This window comes from Alteromonas sp. CI.11.F.A3 (assembly GCF_032925565.1).
In the GTDB taxonomy this organism is placed as follows: Bacteria; Pseudomonadota; Gammaproteobacteria; order Enterobacterales; family Alteromonadaceae; genus Alteromonas.
On record NZ_CP136708.1, the window covers coordinates 2,509,311 to 2,526,799 of the forward strand.

General features: G+C 43.4%; 9 protein-coding genes. All 9 read left to right on the forward strand.

Annotation, left to right across the window (positions count from 1 at the left end; translation table 11 throughout):
* The first annotated feature begins 94 nt into the window (after positions 1-94).
* Positions 95-2,158 (forward strand): DUF1302 domain-containing protein, encoded by a 2,064-nt coding sequence (locus R1T43_RS10785; protein ID WP_317348765.1) that lies wholly within the window; start codon positions 95-97, stop codon positions 2,156-2,158.
* Between the two features lie 12 nt (positions 2,159-2,170).
* Positions 2,171-3,538, forward strand: coding sequence for a DUF1329 domain-containing protein (locus R1T43_RS10790; RefSeq protein ID WP_211071885.1), 1,368 nt, complete (start codon positions 2,171-2,173; stop codon positions 3,536-3,538).
* 78 nt (positions 3,539-3,616) lie between these two features.
* Entirely contained in the window at positions 3,617-4,663 is a 1,047-nt protein-coding gene (locus R1T43_RS10795) for a WD40/YVTN/BNR-like repeat-containing protein (RefSeq protein ID WP_317348768.1), read from the forward strand.
* A gap of 15 nt (positions 4,664-4,678) precedes the next feature.
* On the forward strand, positions 4,679-6,997 hold the full coding sequence (locus R1T43_RS10800) for an efflux RND transporter permease subunit (protein ID WP_317348770.1): 2,319 nt from the start codon (positions 4,679-4,681) through the stop codon (positions 6,995-6,997).
* A gap of 172 nt (positions 6,998-7,169) precedes the next feature.
* Positions 7,170-12,008, forward strand: coding sequence for an NAD-glutamate dehydrogenase (locus R1T43_RS10805; RefSeq protein WP_211071883.1), 4,839 nt, complete (start codon positions 7,170-7,172; stop codon positions 12,006-12,008).
* Between the two features lie 77 nt (positions 12,009-12,085).
* A complete protein-coding gene (gene pyrD / locus R1T43_RS10810) occupies positions 12,086-13,093 on the forward strand; it encodes a quinone-dependent dihydroorotate dehydrogenase (protein WP_317348773.1) in 1,008 nt (335 codons plus the stop codon).
* Between the two features lie 75 nt (positions 13,094-13,168).
* Positions 13,169-15,310 carry a bifunctional 23S rRNA (guanine(2069)-N(7))-methyltransferase RlmK/23S rRNA (guanine(2445)-N(2))-methyltransferase RlmL gene (gene rlmKL / locus R1T43_RS10815; protein ID WP_317348776.1) on the forward strand — a complete coding sequence of 714 codons (2,142 nt, stop codon included), beginning with the start codon at positions 13,169-13,171 and terminating at the stop codon, positions 15,308-15,310.
* Positions 15,307-15,540 (forward strand): glutaredoxin family protein, encoded by a 234-nt coding sequence (locus R1T43_RS10820; protein ID WP_317348778.1) that lies wholly within the window; start codon positions 15,307-15,309, stop codon positions 15,538-15,540. Before rlmKL ends, R1T43_RS10820 begins: the two co-directional genes overlap by 4 nt.
* Positions 15,537-17,477, forward strand: coding sequence for an ABC transporter ATP-binding protein (locus R1T43_RS10825; protein WP_317348780.1), 1,941 nt, complete (start codon positions 15,537-15,539; stop codon positions 17,475-17,477). Before R1T43_RS10820 ends, R1T43_RS10825 begins: the two co-directional genes overlap by 4 nt.
* The last annotated feature ends 12 nt before the right edge of the window (positions 17,478-17,489 follow it).

Sequence of the window (17,489 nt, forward strand, 5' to 3'; positions counted from 1 at the left end):
GCGAAAGTGGCAAAATGATGTAATCATTTTGTTAATCGTTATGGTTGATCACGATGTCACGCAGCCTTGTGCGTCGACTAGGGAGTATAAAAATATGATAAATAAGCCTCGCGCTTTTAAGATGTCACCTGTTGCTGTAGGTGTGCTAACCCTCTTGGGTGCTGCCGCACTTCCTGCTAATGCCGCTAATTGGCAAGTAGGTGATGTTAGCATTTCTCTTGATTCTACATTCACAGTGGCTACCAGTATTCGTACTGAGTCTAGAGATTACGATCTTATCGGAAATAGTAATCATGCACAGTTTGATTGGTCAGGTTACCACGCTGCATTCAATCCACTTTATCCTAGTAGCGACGTTTGGGCGTTAGCTGACGGCGGTTATTCAACCAATGGCGACTTAGGAAATTTATCTCACGATCCAGGTGATGCATTTGCAACACAAATTTCAGGAAACCATGAGTTAGATATTAATTTTGGCGATTTCGGTTTCTTCGCACGTGGTTTCTGGTTTTACGACTTTGAACAAATGGATGGTGACCGTCCTAATTCAAATGCCATCACCGGTGTTCAATACGATCACTGCCAAGATCCAGAAGCAGAAGATTTATTATGTACCGACGTGCGTCTTTATGATGCCTTCTTCTATGGCGATTGGTGGATTGGCGATAAGCCGTTAACCCTTCGTGTAGGTCGTCAAGTTATCAGTTGGGGTGAAAGTACTTTCATCCAACACGGTATCAATACCACAAACCCAGTAGACGTTACCCGTGCTCGTGCACCAGGTGCGGAACTTAAAGAAGTATTTATTCCAGTGGGTATGGTTTATGCCTCATTAGGACTAAGCGATACATTAAGTGTGTCGGGTTACTATCAATATGAATGGGAACGCAGTTGGCTGCCTGTTTCTGGAAGTTACTTTGCTGGTAACGACTTTGCGGGCGAGGGCGGTCAGCGTCAAAACGTCCAGTTAGGTTTCAGTGGTAACCCTGATATCGATTTAGACCATTTGTTAACTGCACTTAACGGCTATGGCGATATGTTACGTGCCGGCGGAAATTCTGCAGATATTGCTTCTGCATACTTAGCGTACCCAACCAAAGTGGCTATTCGTGGCTATTCTGACGAAGCGCATAAAGATGCCGACGACCAGGGTCAATACGGTTTACGTGTAACTTGGTTCGCTGAAGCGTTGAATGAATCTGAAATCAGTTTCTACCACATTAACTACCATAGCCAACGTCCACTTATCTCAGGTGTAACTTCTGACTTTACTTCAGAAGGTATTGCATCGGATTTAGCCTTCATTGCAACCAATGAAGTAACCCGCGATAACATTACTGAACTGGGTGCATTCACCCAATCTGAGTTCTATTATCCAGAAGATATTAAATTGTATGGCGTAAGCTTCAATACTAACGTTGGCACAACCGCTTTAGCCGGTGAATTTGCTTACCGTGTTGATGAACCGCTGCAAATTGACGATGTTGAGCTACTCTATATGGGTATGCCCCAACAACTTGCTAACGCGGGTCTTCGTCCAGATTTAGACGGTATTTCTCAGTTAGGAAACATTGGCAGAGATGTTGGGCCAGGCGAAACTGCGGAAGGTTTCTTGTTTTCAGACACATGGCAAATGCAGTTAACGGCTTCTCACGTTTACGGTCCTAAGTTTGGTGCGGATAACTTCGTACTATTAGGTGAACTAGGTTATGTCAATATTGTTGATATGCCAGATCCAAACGTTATTCGCTTAAATGCACCAGGTACAGCACGTACACCGTCGCTTGAACCTACAGCAAGCGGCAATAATCGTGAAGGTCTACACATTGGTCTTTCCGATGGTCCAGAAACTAACCCATTTGCTACTGATGATGCTTGGGGTTATCGATTGTTGGCGGTGGCTGATTGGAACGACATTATGGCCGGCGTTAACCTTCGAGCTCGTGCTACGTTCTCTCATGATGTAGAGGGTACAACACCAGATCCTCTCTATGTTTTCACCGAAGATGTTAAATCTGCGGCACTGGCATTAACGTTCGACTACTTAAGCAAGTGGTCAGCAACAGCCTCTTATAGTGCATTCTGGGGCGGCGTTGGTACCACTAACGCATTGTCAGACAGAGATTTTATTTCGTTTAACATCAAGTATTCAATCTAAAGAGTGATGTATATGATTAGAAAAATAGGAATTATTGCAACAGCGCTTTCAATGGCTCTAACTGGTGCAAGTGTTCACGCTAAGGTTTCTGAAGAAGATGCCAAAAAACTAGGCGGTGAATTAACCCCAATGGGTGCTATACAAGCTGCGAATGCTGATGGAAGTATCCCAGCATGGACAGGCGGTATCACATCAGCACCTGAAGGTTATTCTGTAGGCGATCACCATCCGAACCCTTTTCCAGAAGATAAGGTGTTATTTGAGATAACGGCATCGAACTATAAAGAATATGCTGATTTCCTTTCTGAAGGTCAGAAAAAGTTGTTCGAAGCGTACCCTGATACTTACCGCATGCCGGTATATCAAACCCGTCGTTCAGCATCTAACCCGCAAGCAATTTATGATGCGACTAAGGTTAATGCGACTAGCGCAGAATTACTGGATGACGGAAACGGCATAAAAGGCGCTGTATTAGGTGTTCCTTTCCCAATGCCTCAAACAGGTATGGAAGCGATTTGGAACCATATCTTACGTTATCGCGGTGCTGCGGTAGAACGTAACGGTGGGCAAGCTGCGGTTACAACATCTGGTGACTACAACGTTATCGGTTTTGATGAACAATTAATGATTAAGTATGCTGAAGAGGGTGCTACACCTGAAAAGCTAACTGAAGAAAATATCTTGTTCATGTTCAAGCAAAAAGTGACTAAGCCAGCACGTTTGGCAGGTACTGCTTTGCTAGTACACGAAACCGTAGACCAAGTTAAAGAGCCACGTAAAGCCTGGACCTATAACACAGGTCAGCGCCGTGTACGTTTAGCACCTAACATTGCTTACGACACGCCAGGAACTGCGGCAGATGGTCTGCGTACTACCGATGACTTCGATATGTTCAACGGTTCTCCTAACCGTTACAACTGGAAACTTGTTGGTAAACAAGAGATGTTTGTAGCCTATAACAACTATGCACTGCATTCAGATAACGTAAGTTACGATGAGATTCTTCATGCTAACCACGTTAACCCTGATTTAACGCGTTGGGAAAAGCACCGTGTTTGGGTGGTTGAAGCCACGTTGAAAGAAGGCTTCCGTCACATTTATCAAAAACGCGTATTCTTCATCGATGAAGACAGCTGGCAAATTCAAGTTGCTGATATGTATGATAATCGTGGCGAGTTGTACCGTGTTGGTGTAGCTTATGGAGTGAACTACTATGAAGTACCTACACAGTGGTCAACCCTAGATGCCTATTACGACTTAAACTCTCGCCGTTACTTGGCCATCGGTCTTGATAATGAAGAAGCCATGTATGACTTCTCTATTCGTCCAAGAGACGTAGAGTTTACGCCTCAGGCGTTACGACGAGAAGGTAAACGCTAAGCGTTTTGTGTTAAGACGGTTGGCAGTGCCAACCGTTTTTGTTTTCAGACAATTAAATTTTAGGGAGAATGGTTAATCATGAAAAAAACCATTGCAGCGTGCATAACTGCAGCACTCGCAGCAAATTACTCCGTAACTGCTTCAGCAGAAGATGCCTATATTGCACCCTTAGTTGAACAGTCAGTTTTGCTAGATATTGACGCTGATAAATTTGTCGTTGTTGTCGGAGAACGCGGTCATATTCTTATTTCAGAAGATGGAACGGCTTTTAATCAAGTTGCCGTGCCCACCCAAGCGACACTCACTGCAACGACTGTAGTGGGCGATAATATTTGGGCGGTAGGCCATGATGCCACCATCATTCACTCCTCAGACAAGGGCCAAAGCTGGGAAATCCAGAATGTTCAGCCCGCGCTTCAACGTCCATTTTTAGATGTACTATTCTTTGATGAAAGTCACGGCATTGCTGCTGGCGCTTATGGCCTTTTCTACCGTACCACTGATGGCGGGAAAAGTTGGGAAACTGAGCGTCATGCTAGTTTACTAGACCCATACGATCGTGAATATTTGGAAAGCGTCAGAGAAGAAGACGAAGCGTTTTATCAACAAGAATTAGAATCTATTTTACCTCATTTAAATCGTGTAACACGCGATGGCGAAAAGCTATACCTTGCTGGAGAAGCGGGTTTATTAGCTAGCAGCGACGATATGGGGAAAAACTGGGAACGTTTTGAAGTTGATTACACTGGCTCATTTTTCGATATTAGAGCGCTTGATGAATCAACGCTACTGGCTGTAGGCCTTCGCGGAAATATTTTTGTTTTGCGTGACCAAGGTGAATGGGAATACGTAAATTCTTGTTCAACCAGTACGTTAAATTCAATTTTACTGTCCGATAACGACACGGTGGTTGCCATGGGTAACAACGGTATGATGGTGTCAGCCACTCGTCCGCTTCCCGTCAGTGATCACGATCCATACGCAAACCCTGCAAACTGCGAACCTGCAAAAGGTATTACAGTTACACAGGTTGAAGATAAAGCTGCCATGTTAAATGCCGTTAGCTTTAATGGCCACACCATAGCTGTTACCGCGAATGGTATAAAAACGCTAAATACAAAGTAGGGTGGTTTCGCTTTTATGACCCATTTCATTGAACATCTTGTTTTCTCTAACCGTAAATTGGTGGTAGCCCTTTTTGCTATCGCAACGGTATTTTTAGGCTTTCAAGCATCGCAAATGCGACTTGATGCTGGTTTTGAAAAAAATATTCCGCTTAATCATGAGTACATGAAAACCTATATTGAACATCGCCAAGATTTCGGTGGTGCGAACAATATCTTAGTTTCTGTTTGTGATAAGAACGACGATATATTCAATCAAAACTTTTTCGATACGTTAAAGAACGTACACGACCAATTATTTTTCATAAATGGTGTGAACCGTTCTCTCGTTATTTCACTGTTTTCTCCTTCTACCCGCTTTACTGAAATTGTAGAGGGCGGATTTGCTGGCGGGCCGGTTATTCCAGCGGACTTCAATTCAGCAAACCCAGCTGCGTTGGACTTAGTGGCTGCGAATATTGAAAAAGCCAATATTGTTGGTCGTCAGGTAGCCAGCGACTATAGCTGTGCCATGGTGACAGCACAGTTACTGGATATCGACCCACAAACGGGTGAACCGTTAAATACACTTGCGTTAGCCGCTGAGCTTGAAGAGCAACTTCGCGGCGAGTATGAAAACGAAAATATTTCTATTCATATTATCGGCTTTGCCAAGATGATTGGTGATGTGGCCGATGGAGCGAAAGACGTATTGTTGTTTTTCGCTATTGCTATCGCGATAACAGCCATCATGGTGTACTTCTTCTCTCGCAGTATCATGCTGACTATATTGCCGTTACTGTGTTCTGTTATTGCCGTTATCTGGCAGTTAGGTCTACTGACTTCGTTAGGGTTTGGAATGGATCCTATGTCGATCCTAGTGCCGTTCTTAGTTTTCGCTATTGGTGTAAGTCATGGCGTGCAAATGATTAACGCGGTAGAAAAACGTGCGGTAACAGGAATAGGTGCAAAACGTGCGTCTATGGCGGCGTTTAGAAGCTTGTTGGTACCAGGGGGCATAGCCTTACTTTCTGATACCGTCGGTTTCATGACCTTATTGGTTATCGATATAGGTATTATTCGTGAGCTAGCGATTACAGCAAGTATGGGTGTTGCGGTTATTATCCTCACCAACCTAATGCTGTTACCGGTACTTATGAGCTTCTTAAAGCTTGATAAGAAGTACGTAGACAAGTTTGCAGGTAAAGAAAATAGTAACTCCCGCTTTTGGGCAATTATTTCTGCGTGTTCACGTAAAAAGCCAGCAGCCGTTATTTTAATCGTTACCGCCATATTATTCGGTTTTGGGCACTACCAAGCACAAAACATGAAGATAGGTGATTTGCATGCCGGCGCACCAGCGCTTCATGAGTCTTCACGTTATAACCAAGATACCTTCTTGATTACCGACAAGTATGAAGTCACAGTGGATTACATTTCTATTTTGGTGGAAACCACACCTGAAGCTTGTACGTCTCACAGCGTCATGAAAGCAATGGATGATTTTCAGTGGAAAATGGAGAACGTTCCAGGGGTGCAATCGGCTGTATCGTTAGCATCTGTAGCTAAGATAGTGAATGCGGGTTATAACGAAGGTAATGTTAAATGGCAGGTTCTACCTCGTAATCAACAAACCTTAGTACAAGCTATTTCTCGTGTGCCTACTTCGTCTGGCCTATTAAATGGTGATTGTTCCGTCATGCCGATTATTCTGTTTATGGAAGATCACAAGGCAGAAACCATTTCTCGAGTGGTAGATGCAGTGAAAGACTTCCGTACTGAGTATGAGACTGATGATATGTCGTTTAGTCTTGCGTCAGGCCCAGTAGGGGTTATGGCGGCGACGAACGAAGCGGTAGAGGCTGCACAAGATCCAATGATGGTTTACGTCTTTGGTGCCGTTATCGCCCTATGCTTAATTAGCTTCCGTTCTATACGTGCAACCTTAGTGGTAGTTATTCCGCTGTATGTTGTATCTGTTTTAGCACAAGCGCTAATGACGTATCTGCAAATTGGTCTTACGGTATCAACCTTGCCAGTTATTGCGCTAGGTGTGGGTATCGGTGTTGACTATGGTATTTATATCTTATCGACGAAGAGCCTTATGCTTAAACAAGGAGCGACGGTACAAGAAGCTTACTTGGCTGCGCTAAAAGAGCGTGGTAGTGCGGTATTATTTACTGGTATTACCCTGGCAATAGGTGTGAGCACTTGGGTATTCTCCTCACTTAAGTTCCAAATGGACATGGGTATTTTGTTGACCTTTATGTTCGTGGTGAATATGTTAGGTGCAATTATCGTACTTCCAGCACTGGCTAGATTCTTGTGGTGGAATCGAAACGACCCCGGTGCATAATATTTTTGCATAGCTAATCATAAAAAAGGGCCGTAAGGCCCTTTTTTATAGGCGTTTTTTGCATAGTTATCTATGCTGTTAATATAAGGTTAAAAAGGGGCTTTTAATACCTCTCAGTTTTAGCGAAAATAGCCGCGCAACTTAGCACTTACGACATTTATAAGGTTAACTAATGACAGTCACCTCACAGCGACACTCAGTACTGCTAGATAATGTATTTGCACTCATTGAAAAAAAGGTGGATGCCCAGCAGAAGTCACTCGTGCAGCAATTCGGACGCCTGTTGTATAAAAATATCTCAAGTGATGACTTAGAAGATCGTAACGACAGCGATCTATATGGCGCCACTTTAAGCTTATGGAATGGGCTTGCTAAATTTGATAATTCAGCTCCCTACATACGAGTTTTCAACCCAGAAATAGAAAAACATGGTTGGCACTCAAGCCATACCATTGTTGAAATAATTGTTAGAGACATGCCGTTTCTTGTAGATTCGGTTCGTATGTCACTCAACCGATTAAATATTACTGCGCATTTATTTTTGCATAGCCCAATTGGAATAAAGCGAAATAATAAAAACCAAGTGGCGGAATTTGCAGAGCCTGGCAAGACCGTTGAAAATGCCAGAAAAGAAACCGTAATTTTTATCGAGGTTGACCATCAAAGTGCGAAAAAAGACATTGATGAATTAACTAAAGAATTACACTCAGTCGTAGACGAAGTGTCGTTGGCGGTGAAAGACTGGCAAGAAATGACCACTAAGTTAGAAACGGTGGTTAAAGACAGTACAAAGCTAAACTGGCCCGTGTCTGCTGATGAAAAGAAACAAACTAAAGCTTACTTACAATGGTTAAGCGACCACAACTTTACCATGATGGGTTATCGTTATTACGAAGTGAAGGCCATAGAAGGCGACCATCGCTGGATTCCGTCTAACGATACCAGCTTAGGTTTATTAAAGAACTCTATTAACGACAGAGAGCGCCTGTTGTCGAAATTACCGGCCAGTGCAAGAGCAGAGGCACTAAGTCAAAGTCCGTTAATTTTGACCAAAACCAATTCGCGTGCTCGTGTTCATCGTCCTGCTTATATGGATTATGTTGGCGTGAAAGCGTTTAACAAAGACGGTCAAGTTGTGGGTGAGCACCGCTTCCTTGGTCTTTATTCTGCGTCTTTCTATAATCAAAGTGTGACGCAGCTTCCTATGTTGAGGGAAAAAATTCAGCGTATTTGCGATTTATCTGGCTATGAACCCGGTACCCATGCCTTTAAAGCCTTCGTTAATATTGTAGAAACCTACCCTCGTGATGAGCTACTGCAAACACCAGCGGAAGAGTTAGCGCAAATCGTGATGGGCATATTCCAGATGCAAGAGCGGGGTATTTCACGCTTATTTATTCGCAAAGATGTATTTGGGCGCTTCTTCTCGTGTATGGTATTTGTACCTCGTGAGCGTTATAACACGCAATTACGTGTAGACACCCAAGCGCTACTAAAAGCGTCGTTAGGTGCTAAAGAAGAAGTTGAATTTACTACGTTCTTTTCTGAATCTGTGTATGCGCGCACGCATTACATTGCTAGGGTCAACGACAACAACGCGGAATTTGATGTGAAGGAAATAGAACGCAATATTATTGAGCTGACTAAAACATGGAGCGATCGATTAGCTTCATCTATTTCAGCGGCACACGGTGAAGCCCAAGGTAAAGCCCTTGAGCGTAAATATAGCAATGCGTTTTCCCGTAGCTATATGGAACAGAACTTACCGGGTGATGCCCTTGTTGATATTGGCAAAATTGAACAGTTAGATGATGATCATACTCTCGACATGTTGTTTTACCGTCCACAAGAAGAGCAGTCTGACAGCCAAGTAGTGAAGCTTAAGTTGTTCCATCGTGCTGAGCCTATCCATCTTTCTGACGTACTGCCTATGCTTGAAAACTTCGGTTTGCGCGTAATCGATGAAAGCCCGTACAAGATTACCTGCCCAGATGGTTTTAGAAACTGGGTGATGGACTTCACCATGTTACATAAAAGTGGTCAACACTTTGACATGGAACGTGCTCAAACCTTATTCCAAGATGCCTTTGCGAAAGTATGGAATAACGACTTAGAAGACGATGCATTTAACCGCTTAATTTTGGGTGCAAATTTAACCGGCCGTAAAGTCACTATTTTACGTGCGTACGCAAAATACATGCGTCAAACCGGCAGCTCATTCAGTCGTGATTACATTGCGAATACGTTAGCGAATTACCCTGATATTGCCCGCTTGCTCGTGGAGTTTTTCGACCAGCGCATTAATCCTAAGAAAAAACGTAGCGCGAAAAAAGAAGAAGCGTTACTTGAGAATATTAAGACTCAGTTAGACAGCGTGAGTAATTTAGATGACGACAGAATTATACGTCGTTATTTAGATATGATGTCGGCAACCCTTCGTACCAACTTCTATCAGCCCGATGAAGCAGGCAATGAAAAATCTTATGTGTCATTTAAGATGCTGCCTGAAATGATCCCTGATATGCCGTTACCCCTGCCTAAATTCGAAATTTTTGTTTATAGCCCACGTTTAGAGGGTGTGCATTTACGCGGCGGAAAGGTAGCCCGTGGAGGACTTCGTTGGTCAGATCGCCAAGAAGATTTCCGAACTGAAATTTTAGGCTTAGTAAAAGCACAGCAAGTAAAAAATACGGTGATTGTGCCTGTTGGTGCCAAAGGTGGGTTTGTTTGTAAAAAGCTCCCCGTTGGCGAAGGCAGAGAAGCGATTCAGGCTGAAGGCCAGGCGTGCTATCGCACCTTTATCACCAGTTTGCTTGATATCACAGACAACATTGTAAACGGTGAGGTAGTGCCACCTAAAGATGTGGTGCGATTAGATGAAGATGACCCGTATTTGGTTGTAGCGGCCGATAAAGGCACCGCTACCTTCTCTGATATCGCTAACGGTATTGCTGATGAATTTGGCTTTTGGTTAGGCGATGCGTTTGCCTCAGGCGGCAGCGTAGGTTATGACCATAAGAAAATGGGTATCACTGCCCGTGGCGGATGGGAGTCTGTTAAACGTCACTTCCGTGAAATCGGTATCGATTGTCAAACCACAGAATTCACTGCGGTGGGTGTGGGTGATATGGCGGGTGACGTATTTGGTAACGGCATGCTTTTATCTAAGCACACCAAATTAATATCGGCGTTTAACCATTTACATATCTTCTTCGATCCCGATCCAGATGCAGCAGCAAGTTACAAAGAGCGCGCTAGATTGTTCGAAAACCCACGGTTAAGTTGGGAAGATTATGATTCAAAATTGATTTCAAAAGGTGGCGGTATTTTCAGCCGTTCTTCGAAATCGATTAAGCTCACACCAGAAATGAAGAAGTGGTTAGGTACCCGTCAAATGACGATGACGCCAAACGAACTTATCCATAACATTTTAAAAATGCCTGTGGACTTGCTTTGGAATGGTGGTATCGGAACTTATGTTAAGAGCTCTAAAGAGTCTCATGCGGAAGTGGGCGACAGAGCCAATGACGACTTACGTTTAAATGGTAAAGACGTACAAGCTAAAATTGTAGGCGAGGGCGGTAACCTAGGCTTAACTCAGCTAGGGCGAATTGAATATGCTGCTTCCGGCGGTCGCGTAAACACCGACTTCATCGATAACGTAGGTGGTGTTGATTGTTCCGATAACGAAGTGAATATCAAAATCTTGCTTAACAGCGTGGTAAACGACGGCGAGCTTACGGTTAAACAGCGCAACAATTTACTGCACGAGATGACCGACGATGTATCGCGGATTGTGATTAAAGATTGTTATCGTCAAACTCAATCTATTTCGATTACAGAGATGTCAGGCGTAAGCTTATTGAAAGAACAGCTTCGCTTTATTCACGGTTTAGAGCGTGAAGGGCAACTTAACAGAGAGCTTGAGTTCATCCCCAGCGATGATGAAATTTCCGATAGAGTAGCGTCAGATCGTGGTCTAACTCGACCTGAACTTAGTGTTTTGATTGCCTATGGAAAAATGGTGTTAAAAGATGCACTGAATATTCCTGAAATCACTGATAACCCTTACCACGGTAAATTGCTGCTTCAAGCATTCCCTGAAGTGTTACGTGAGAAGTTCAGTACACATATGCAGCAGCACCCACTTAGAAGCGAAATTATTGCCACTAAATTAACTAATAATATGGTTAATGATATGGGCCTTAATTTTATGTTCCGTATTCAAGAAGAAACCGGCGCGAGCGTAGATGACATTGCCAATGCCTACGCCATTGTGCACGGTATTTTTGATATGGAAACGCTATGGAGTCGTATTGAAGACTTAGATAACGTTATTTCCGCTAAGCTACAGCTTAAGATGCTAGATGAAGCTCGCCGCATTATGCGCCGCGCCGCACGCTGGTATATTAGGCATGGTAATAAAGCCTTGTCGATTGAAGAGGCTATTGCGAGCTACCGTGAAACTTTTAATACGTTATCTAAGAATCTGCAGAACTACTTGGTAGAAGCTGAATATTCACAACTGGAAGAAAAAACAAGCACTTACGTAGCTCAAGATGTACCGAAGGATATTGCGTATCAAGTAGCGAGCTTCTCAAATATGTTCTCGAGTTTCGACTTAGCACACATTGTTGCCGCCGAAAAACATACCGTTGATGTTGTGGCTCGTTTGTACTTCCAGCTTGGCTCTAAACTTGAGTTACATTGGTTCTTAGATCAAATTAACAATCAAGCAGTCAGCAATCATTGGCAAGCTCTCGCCCGCGCGTCTTACCGGGAAGAATTGGATTGGCAGCAGCGTTCCATAGCCGCTAATCTTCTTCAAATTAACCCAGAGGCTAGCGATGCAGACAAAATTTTGGAAGATTGGATGCAGAGCAACCAAGTGTTGTTGAAACGCTGGTATCATATGATGTCAGAGTTTAAGACCAGCTCAACCCACGAATTTGCAAAATTTTCTGTCGCATTACGTGAATTGATGCTTTTAAGCGTGAAGTCTAGCCATTAGAATACACGCTATCAAAAATGACGAAGCCCTGTAAAACAGGGCTTTTTTATACCAAACACAAGCGAAAACAAACACCTATGCAATCATTAGTGCAAAAACTGTTGCTTCAATGCGAACCCGAAAAAAGCCATGATTTTACTATCAACTGGTTAAATAAAACGCAACACACGCCGTTGAAGTGGGCTTACAGCACCACAACAATTAAAAAGCCAGTCACGATTGCAGGTATAACCTTTGATAATCCTGTGGGTTTGGCGGCAGGCTTAGACAAAAATGGCGATTGTATAGATGCATTTGCCGAAATGGGGTTTGGTTTCGTAGAAATTGGTACGGTTACGCCTCGCCCACAAGCCGGTAACCCTAAGCCTCGGTTATTTCGTATTCCTGAAAAACAGGCCATCATTAACCGAATGGGCTTTAACAACAAAGGCGTTGACCACTTAGTTTCTCAAGTGAAAAAAGCCCAGTTTAAAGGGCCCATTGGCATCAATATTGGTAAAAATAAAGATACTGATGATGCTAAAGCACTTGATGATTATCTTATTTGTTTGAACAAGGTTTATCCTTACGCCAGTTATGTGACTATTAACATTTCTTCACCCAATACTCCTGGGCTTAGAAATCTTCAGTATGGTGAAGCGCTAGATGCGTTATTGGTAGGCCTTAAAGCAGCGCAAGAAACCTTGACGCAAACTCACGGTAAATACGTACCGCTATTTATTAAAATTGCACCAGATTTATCAGATGGCGAAATACAAAGTATTGCGCAATCGTTACTCGCCAGCAAAATGGATGGCGTTATTGCTACTAATACCACGCTGTCTCGTGATGCCGTTCAAGGGTTAAAGCATGCTGATGAAATGGGCGGTTTGAGCGGTTCTGTCTTAACTGACATGAGCCTGAACGTAACGAAAAAGCTATCTAGTGCCCTTGATAGAGCCATTCCTATCATAGGTGTGGGCGGTATCGATTCTCCTGAAACCGCAAAAGCACGTTTAGATGCAGGAGCATCACTAGTTCAGGTATACTCTGCGTTCATTTATCAGGGGCCCGACCTCGTTAAACGCATTGTAAAAGCGCTATAATTAGCCAAAGCGACACATTACAGTTTTATACACTCAAGCGTGTGTTAATAAACACACGCTCTATCAGGTAATTGAATGAATACTATTCTGGCAACAACCAGCCGCGGTCTTGACGAACTCCTTAAGCAAGAAATACTCAATTTGTGCCCAGATGCAGAAATTAAACAGTCTCCGGGCATGTTGCAGTTTGAAGGAAGCAAAGAAGACGCTTACAAGCTTTGTCTTTGGTCTCGCTTAGCCAACCGTGTTATTTGGATCTTAGGCACAGGAAAGGCAGGCAATGCTGAAGAATTGTATAAGACAGCCATGGATATTGATTGGCAGATGCATATGGAATCTCGCCATACGTTGTCAGTGCAATTTATTGGTACTAACTACGAAATTAAGAACACCCAATTCGGCGCGGTAAGAATTAAAGATGCCATTGTTGATCAATTCGTAGAAGAAGGCCAAGCTCGCCCGTCGGTTGAGCGCAAAATGCCAGATTTCCCCGTGTACGCCAGACTTCAACGAGATAACGTGATTATTGGTCTTGATATGGCCGGTGCAAGTTTGCACCAACGTTCATATCGTCAAGAAACGGGTGATGCACCACTTAAAGAACATATTGCCTGCGCCATGTTAATGCGCAGTGGCTGGGCAGAAAACATGGACAAGCCTTTGGCTGACATGATGTGCGGTTCGGGTACTATTGCAATTGAAGCAGCTTTTATGGCACGTAATATTGCCCCAGGCATAAAGCGTGAGTATTGGGGCTTTAGTAAATGGCTAAGCCACGATGCCGCTTACTGGGATTCATTAGTCAATGATGCCATTGCGAACCAAACAGAAAGTAAAAGCGAAATTTTTGCTGCCGATTACAACCGCAGAATGATTGCCATAGCCAAAGACAATGCTGACTACGCAGGCGTATTTAACGATATTAAATTCAGCAACCAAGACGCCACTAAGTCGTCACCGCCGGTTGCAACGCCAGGTTACATGGTGTCTAACCCACCTTACGGTGAGCGTTTAGGTGAACTAACCGCCCTTATTCCGCTTTTCAGTGAATGGGGTAAGCGCTTTAAAGAAGCATGGAAAGGTTGGCACGTTTCATTGCTTAGCAGCAACCGAGACTTATTGCGTGTGTTAAAACTTCGCGCAACCAAAGACTACGGTATGAACAACGGTAAGCTAGAGTGCCGGTTGGTCAATTATGTGCTGAGCGAAGAAAACACGGTTCAGTTCACAGAAGATGCATCGAACCATGAGTTTGCAAATCGCTTAAAGAAAAATCTTAAGAAAATGAAGGGTTGGATCAACAAAGTTGATACTAACTGTTATCGTATTTACGATGCCGACTTGCCCGATTACAACGTGGCAATTGATAGGTACGGCGATTGGTTGGTAGTACAAGAATACGCTCCGCCTAAAACCGTATCGGAAGACAAAGCTCGTAAACGCTTGCAAGAAGTACTACTTTATTTGCCGACCGTTACCGGTGTATCGCCTAAGCAAATTGTGCTTAAAGTGCGCAGTCAGCAAAAGGGTACTAAGCAGTACGAAAAAATTAACCAGTCTGGCACCATGATGGAAGTGTACGAAAACGGTGCGCGCTTATTGGTGAACTTGACCGATTATTTAGATACTGGTTTGTTTTTAGATCATAGAAACACTCGTCAAAAAGTTATGCAGCTTGCCAAAGGTAAAGACGTACTTAACTTATTTGCTTATACCGGTAGTGTGTCTGTGTTTGCAGCTAAAGGCGGTGCGAAGTCAGTCACTACCGTTGATATGTCTAACACCTATTTAGACTGGGCGAAAAAGAATGTGGCGCTTAATAAACTAAATGGCCCACATGCTTTTGTTCAAGCCGACTGCACATCGTGGTTAAGCGATCATAAAGGTAAATACGATTTAATTTTTATCGACCCACCTTCGTTTTCAAATTCTAAGCGTATGCAAAGCACATGGGATGTACAACGCGACCACGTTACTATGCTAACGAATGCCAGAAACTGCTTAAACGATGGCGGTACGTTAATTTTCTCTAACAATAAACGCGGGTTTAAGTTAGATGAAGAGGCATTGCAAGCCTTAGGTTTCACTATTGAAAATATTACTCAAGAAACCATACCCGAAGATTTTTCTCGTCGCGGAAATATTCATAAGTGCTGGATCTTGTCGTTATCGAGAGATGCTTTATTAAAAGAAGCATTATCAAGCGAAGCGTTATGAAAATAATGTTTTACACGGGGCCACAGTGTAGTTTGTGCGATTTAGCCGACATTGAGTTGGCTAATACGCAGCAGTTTTCTTCGTTAAACGTCGAAAAAGTAAATATTCGTAATAGCACCGATTTGTATCATTTATACGGTGCTCGCATTCCTGTATTGAAACGGGAAGACAATGGCGCCGAAATTGGCTGGCCATTTGATACCAACGCATTGGAGACATTCTTACAGTGAGCATTTTGCAGTTAAAGAACATCACTGTTATCTACGGCAACCCCCCTTTGTTAGATGGCGTTGAACTAATTGTTCAGCCCAAAGAGCGTGTGTGTTTAGTAGGCCGAAATGGCAGTGGTAAATCTACCTTAATGAAGGTGATTTCAGGTGATGTGATTGCCGATGACGGACAGCGCATTATAGAAAGCGACACCATTATTGCTCGATTAGAGCAAGATCCGCCGCAAACCACAGACGTGACGCTTTTCGATTACGTTGCTGAAGGGCTAGCAGATGTAGGCGACACCATTAAAGCCTATCACCATCAGACCAAGCTAGTGGCTGAAGATCCTAGTGAAGCTAACTTAAATCGCCTACAAACCTTACAGGAAACCCTAGAGGCCCGTGATGCATGGCAATTTGAGCAGCAAATAGAACAAACGCTTACCATGCTCAAACTAGAGCCTGATATTTCATTGTCCACCTTATCTGGTGGGTGGCGCCGTAAAGCGGCACTTGCACGGGCGTTGGTTCGTTCACCCGATTTATTGTTACTTGATGAACCCACTAACCACTTAGATATCGAAATGATTCGCTGGTTGGAAAGCAGTTTATCTAACTATAACGGCGCCATTGTGTTTGTAAGCCACGATAGGGCGTTTATTCGTAATATGGCAACCCGTATTGTGGATTTAGACCGTGGCGGATTAACCAGTTACCCAGGTAATTACGAAACCTATTTAGAGAAAAAGCAGCAAGACCTTGAAGTTGAAGCTGCCCATAACGCCGAATTCGATAAGAAACTGGCGCAAGAAGAAGTATGGATCCGCCAAGGCATAAAAGCCCGTCGTACCCGTAACGAAGGCCGAGTACGTGCATTAAAAAAACTGCGTGACGAACGTAAAGCAAGGCGCGCAGTACAAGGGAATGCGGTAGTAAACCAGCATCAAGGTACACGCTCGGGCAAAATGGTGTTTGAAGTCACCGACTTAGATTACGCCATTGGCGGTAATCAAATTGTGAAGGGATTAAACCTTAATGTATTACGTGGCGATAAACTTGCTTTAGTCGGCCCTAATGGTAGCGGGAAAAGTACCCTGATTAAGTTGTTATTAGGTGAACTTACCCCAGATAAAGGTAACTGTAAGCAAGGCACTAATCTTGAAGTGGCTTACTTTGACCAACATCGCCATGGCTTAGATTTGGAACAAACAGTGATTGATGCTGTAGGTGATGGTAAACGTGACCTTATGGTTAACGGGCACCCCAGACACGTTATCAGCTATTTACAAGATTATTTGTTCTCACCTGAGCGGGTGAATGCACCGGTGAAGTCACTGTCTGGTGGCGAAAAGAACAGGCTAATGTTGGCTAAGCTAATGCTTAAGCCCAGTAACTTGCTTGTTCTCGATGAACCAACAAACGATCTCGATGTTGAAACGCTAGAGATGCTGGAAACCCTGTTGAATGAGTATGCTGGCACGGTTTTACTTGTAAGTCATGATAGGGAATTCGTTGATAATGTTGCCAATAGTTGCGTTGTATTTGAAGGCGAGGGCTTCTTACGGGAATTCATTGGTGGCTTTACAGATGTAGAGAGCTGGTACAAAGATCAGAATGCTAAACGTCAACAAGTGATTAAAGACGAAAAAGCCAAAGTAAAGAATGAAACTAATTTAAGTTCGAATAGTCCTAGTGCTAAGTCTTCTCCCCGTAAGACGAAAAAGTTATCATATAAAGATCATCGAGAACTTGAATCGCTGCCTGCAGATATTGAGCAGTATGAAAATGAATTAGCTGAAATGCAGTTGTTAGTTAACGACCCTGAATTCTTTAAAAAAGGGAACGATGAAACTGCAAAAACCTTAGCTCTGTTAGCAGAGAAAGAACAAGCCTTATCCCAGAAGTATGCGCGCTGGGATGAATTAGAAAGTATGCTGGAAGATAATCAGCAGTAAATAGGATTTTAG